This window comes from Microbacterium sp. Leaf351, from assembly GCF_001423825.1.
GTDB lineage: Bacteria > Actinomycetota > Actinomycetes > Actinomycetales > Microbacteriaceae > Microbacterium > Microbacterium ginsengisoli.
The window spans coordinates 14950-20458 of record NZ_LMPK01000035.1; the positions used below are offsets into that span (position 1 = coordinate 14950).

Below are 5509 nucleotides of genomic sequence, written 5' to 3' on the forward strand. Positions count from 1 at the left end.
CGTGCAGGAGGTCGTGCAGGGGCTTCTCGACGAGGCCGAGACGCCGGTGTACATCGTGCACTTCTCGCAGGCGCAGGCGATGGAGCGCGCGCAGGCGCTCGCGAGCATCAAGGTCGCGAGCCGCGAGCACCGCGACCGCATCGCGGAGGCGATCGGCGGCTTCCGGTTCACGACGGCCTTCGGGCGCACCCTGTCGCGTCTCGTCCGCGCGGGTATCGGCGTGCACCACGCCGGCATGCTGCCGCGGTATCGGCGGCTCGTCGAGACCCTCGCCCAGCGGGGACTCCTGCGGGTGATCTGCGGCACCGACACCCTGGGCGTGGGTATCAACGTGCCCATCCGCACGGTGCTGATCACCGCGCTCTCGAAGTACGACGGCACGCGGATGCGGCAGCTCACCGCCCGGGAGTTCCACCAGGTCGCCGGGCGCGCGGGCCGGGCCGGCTTCGACCCGTACGGCAACGTCGTCGTGATGGCACCCGAGCACGAGATCGAGAACACCGAGGCGGCCCGCAAGGCGGGTGACGACCCGGCGAAGCTGCGCAAGATCGTGCGCAAGAAGCCCGCGGCGGGCTTCGTCTCGTGGAGCGAGACCTCCTTCGAGCGCATCCGGGATGCCGCGCCCGAGGCGCTCGTGCCGCAGCTGCAGCTGACGGCGGCGATGCTCATCAACGTGATCGCGAGGGGTGGCGACGTGTTCGCCGACGTGCGCTCGCTCGTCTTCGACAACCATGAGCCCCAGCCGCGCCGGTACGAACTCGCCCGCCGTGCCCTCGCGATCTTCCGCACGCTGCGGCAGGCCGGCATCGTCGAGGTGACGGGGGAGGGGGACATCCGGCTCACGGTCGACCTGCAGCCGAACTTCGCCCTGAACCAGCCGCTCTCGCCTTTCGCCCTCGCCGCCATCGATCTGCTCGACCCGTCGGACGCCCCCGGCGGCGCCGGCACCGGGCACTACGCGCTCGACGTCGTGAGCGTGATCGAGGCGACGCTCGACGACCCGCGTGCGGTCCTCGGCCAGCAGGAGTTCCGGGCGCGCGGCGAGGCGGTCGCGGCGATGAAGCGCGACGGTCTCGACTACGACGAGCGCGTGGCGGCGCTCGAGGAGATCACCTACCCGAAGCCGCTCGCCGGGCTGCTCGCCCAGTCGTTCGAGGTCTTCGCGTCGAGCCAGCCGTGGGTGCGTGACTTCGAGCTGCGTCCGAAGGCCGTCGTGCGCGACATGTACGAGCGGGCGTTCTCGTTCGCCGAGTTCGTGTCGTGGTACCAGCTCGGCCGCAGCGAGGGACTCGTGCTGCGCTACCTCAGCGACGCGTACCGGGCGATCCGCCAGACGGTTCCGGCCGACGCGCGCACCGAGCAGCTGCTCGACGTGATCGCCTGGCTCGGCGAGCTCGTGCGACAGATCGACTCGAGCCTCGTCGACGAGTGGGAGCAGCTCGTGAACCCGACGGGCGATCCGGATGCCCCGGTGGTGCCGCCCGCGCCCCCGTCGGTCGTCGCCAACAGGCGCGCGTTCACCGTGCTGGTGCGCAACGAGCTGTTCCGTCGGGTGCAGCTGGCCGCGCTCGAGCGCGACGACGAGCTCGCGGAGCTCGATCCGGATGTCGACTGGCCCGCCTTCCTCGACCGGTACTTCGCCGAGCACGACGACATCTCGACCGGTGGTGCCGCCCGCGCACCCGTCTACTGCGCGATCGACGAGTCGGATTCCGCGAACGGAATATGGCGGGTCGAGCAGACGATCGACGACCCCGCCGGCGACCACGATTGGCGCATCCGTGGGGAGGTCGACCTCGCGGCATCCGTCGACGAGGGTGCTGCCGTCGTGAGGGTCACCGAGCTGCTGCGGCTCTAGCACGCCGGCGATGCCGCCCCGGGGCTTCCGCGCGCACGGCGCGCGCGGGACGATGGAGGCATGGGGACGAGAAGGATGACCACGGTCGCCATCGCGCTGATCGGCGTGCTCGCGCTGGCCGGATGCGGCGGGCTGCACGAGAAGGGCGGCGAGTCCGCGTCACCCACGCCGACGCGCACCGCGGCGGCGCCGACCCCCACGCCGACCCCGACCGTCGATCCGATCGCGGGGATGACGCTGGCGCAGAAGGTCGGCCAGCTCTTCATGGCGGGAACCGCGGCGACAGCGGCCGACCCCGCCCTGGTCGCCGATGTCGAGCGAGGCGAGCTCGGCGGGATCTTCCTGCACGGCCGGTCATCCGCGGGTGTGCAGGCCACCGCGACGGTCGTCGCGGCATTCACCTCGCGCCTTCCCGCCGGCTCGCCACGTCTGTGGGTCGCGACCGACCAGGAGGGCGGTGACGTCCAGGTGCTCTCCGGTCCCGGGTTCGACCGCATCCCGACGGCACTGACCCAGGCCCAGCAGGGTGCTCAGCTGCGGGCATCGGCCACGGACTGGGGCAGGGAACTCGCGGCCGCCGGCGTGAATGTCAACCTCGCTCCGGTCGCCGACATCGTGACGAGCCCGCAGACGGCGCCCTCGAACTCGCCGATCGGCGCCATGTCGCGTCAGTACGGCTACAGCGAGTCGGCGGTCGCCGCGGGGGCGGGTGCGTTCGCCGCGGGTATGCGGGCGGCGGGCGTGCTGCCCACGTCCAAGCACTTCCCCGGCCTGGGCCACGTGGCGCCGAACACGGACACCTCCTCGGGGGTGACCGACACGGTCGTCGGGCCCACCTCGCCGGACGTCGACGTCTATCGCGGCCTGACCGCCGCCGGCCCGTCCCTCGTGATGGTGTCGACGGCGATCTACCAGCGCATCGACCCATCGGCGCCGGCGGCGTTCTCACCGGCCGTGCTCTCCCTCCTGCGCACCCAGGTGGGGTTCGATGGAGTCGTCATCACCGACGACCTCTCGGCCGCCGCACAGGTGCAGGCGTGGAGCCCGGGGGATCGCGCCGTGCTCGCGATCGCCGCGGGCGTCGACGTCGTGCTCGTCTCGAGCAATCCGTCGGTGCTTCCCGCGATGGTGCAGGCCGTGACCGCGAAGGCGCAGGCCGACCCGGGCTTCGCCCAGGTGGTGGATGCCGCGGCGCGGCGTGTGGTCGAGGCGAAGGCCGCGACGCGCTGACGCGACCGGGCGACGACGCGCTGACTCCGTGACGTCGCGCGCACTCCGCACGCCGGGGCCCGCGGCGGGAGCACTGCTCGACCGTCGAGCCGCGGCATCCCGTCGCTCGGAAAGTCCGGCTTGACATCGATGCCCGGTGTCGGTGAATATTGCTCTCGCGACAATGGTCAGACCAACTGACCAACAAACCAAAGGTGGATGCGTCGCACTCCACGGAGACAAGGAAGTGGGTTCCGTGAACCTCTACTCGCTGATGCAGGCGCGCACCGCCGCCTTCGGCCCCATCCGGGTCGGCGTGATCGGTGCCGGCAAGTTCTCGTCGATGTTCCTCACGCAGGCGAACAAGGCGGCCAACATCCACGTGGTCGGTGTCGCCGACATCAACGTGCCCAAGGCCAAGGCCGCGCTCGCACGCACCGGCTGGGCGCCCGAGCGCTACTCGGCGGCGACGCTGGATGAGGCCGTGCGCACCGGCGGCACCGCCGTCATCGACAGCGCCGACACGCTCATCACCCACCCGGCCGTCGAGGTCATCCTCGAGATCACCGGCAACCCGCTCTACGGCACCTACCACGCGGTCACCGCCATCGACAACGGCAAGCACGTGATCATGGTCAACGTCGAGGCGGACTGCATGGTCGGGCCGCTCCTGCAGCGTCGCGCACAGGCCGCGGGCGTCGTGTACTCGATGGCCTACGGCGACCAGCCGGCCCTCATCTGCGAGCTCGTCGACTGGTGCCGCACCGTCGGCTTCGACGTCGTCGCGGCGGGCAAGGGCACGAAGTACCTGCCCGAGTACAACTACTCGACGCCCGACACGGTGTGGAACTACTACGGCTTCACCGACGAGCAGCTCGCTTCGGGCGACTACAACCCGCAGATGTTCAACTCCTTCCTCGACGGCACCAAGTCCGCGATCGAGATGGCCGCCGTCGCCAACGGCACGGGACTGCTGCCCCAGGAGGAGGGCCTCCTCTTCCCCGCGGCCTCCAAGGACGACCTGCCCACCGTGTTCCGCGAGAACACGTACCCGGGGGGCAGCCTGACCCGCCGCGGCACCGTCGAGATCGCCTCGAGCATGTACCGCGACGGCACCGAGGTGCCCGACAACCTGCGCTGGGGCGTCTACGTCACCTTCGAGGCCATCAGCGACTACGGCGTGCAGTGCTTCGCCGAGTACGGTGTGCACACCGACGCGACCGGTCGCTACGCCTCGCTCTACCGGCCGTACCACATGATCGGTCTCGAGCTCGGTGTCAGCATCGCGTCGGCCGTCGTGCGCGGCGAGGCCACCGGCTCGCCGACCGGCTTCCGCGGCGACGTCGTCACGACCGCCAAGAAGGACCTCCGCGCCGGCGACCGTCTCGACGGCGAGGGTGGCTTCACCGTCTTCGGCAAGCTCGCGCCGGCGGCCACGTCGCTCGCCAAGAACGCGCTGCCGCTCGGCCTCGCGCACGGGGCGAAGCTCATCCGCGACGTGCCGAAGGACCAGACGGTCTCGTGGGACGACGTCGAGCTCGACGAGTCGCAGTTCGCCGTCCGCATCCGCCGGGAGCTCGAGGCGGAATTCCGCGCCGAGCACGCCCCACAGGTCGTCTGAGCGAACGTCTGACCATCCGACCATGACGGCTACGCTGGGGCCACGCGCCCCGAGAATCGTCGGGCGCCGCGACCAGAAGGAGTCTCTCCGTGGCGAGCGCCGATGCGTGGCAACCGGTTCAGCGGGTGCGCACCTACGAACAGGTGATGCAGCAGATCGAGGAACGCATCCTCGACGGCCGCTTGAAAGCCGGGGACAGACTGCCGAGCGAGCGCGATCTGGCCGCCTCGCTCGGCGTCTCCCGCCCGTCGCTGCGCGAAGCGCTGCGCGTGCTGGAGGCACTGGGCATCGTGGACATCCGGCCGGGCGGCGGCCCGGAGGGTGGAGCGGTGCTCGTGGGCACGCCGGGTCCGGGCTTCGTCAATCTGCTGAAACTGCAGCTGGCGCTCGGTCACTTCCATGCCAACGACGTCCTCGAAGGGCGCATCGCCCTCGAGCAGTGGTCCTGTTCGGAGGCCGCCTATAGGTCCGACGACGCCGACCACATCGAGCTGTCCGCCCTTCTCGACGAGATGGAGGACCCCTCGATCAGCACCCGTGAATTCAACAGACTCGACGCGGCCTTCCACGTCCGGATCGCCGAGTCGACAGGGAACGCCCTCATCGCGCATCTGATGGGTTCCCTGCGAACGGCCATCAACCGCCAGATGATCGACGCCTACGCGGCGCTCGACGACTGGCGTGAGACCGCCAAGACCGTGCGACACGAGCACCGCGACATCCTCGACGCGATCGAGAAGAAGGATGCCGCGCTCGCCGCACAGCGTGTGCGCGACCACATCACCTCGTTCTATGCCAAAGGCAACCTCGGGGGGATCACC

General features: G+C 70.4%; 4 protein-coding genes. All 4 read left to right on the forward strand.

Translation table 11 applies throughout. The features are described 5' to 3' along the window. On the forward strand, positions 1–1858 hold a 1858-nt coding region (locus ASG00_RS11150), incomplete at its 5' end, for a DUF3516 domain-containing protein (RefSeq protein WP_235559511.1). 75 nt (positions 1859–1933) lie between these two features. Continuing rightward, positions 1934–3088, forward strand: a complete 1155-nt coding sequence (locus ASG00_RS11155) for a glycoside hydrolase family 3 N-terminal domain-containing protein (RefSeq protein WP_156454809.1) — start codon at positions 1934–1936, stop codon at positions 3086–3088. 235 nt (positions 3089–3323) lie between these two features. Continuing rightward, complete coding sequence (locus ASG00_RS11160; RefSeq protein ID WP_056209858.1) at positions 3324–4688, forward strand: NAD(P)H-dependent oxidoreductase; 1365 nt, start codon at positions 3324–3326, stop codon at positions 4686–4688. Positions 4689–4777: 89 nt separating this feature from the next. Next, positions 4778–5509, forward strand: a 732-nt coding sequence (locus ASG00_RS11165; protein ID WP_156456250.1) for a FadR/GntR family transcriptional regulator, incomplete at its 3' end; no start/stop codon positions are given.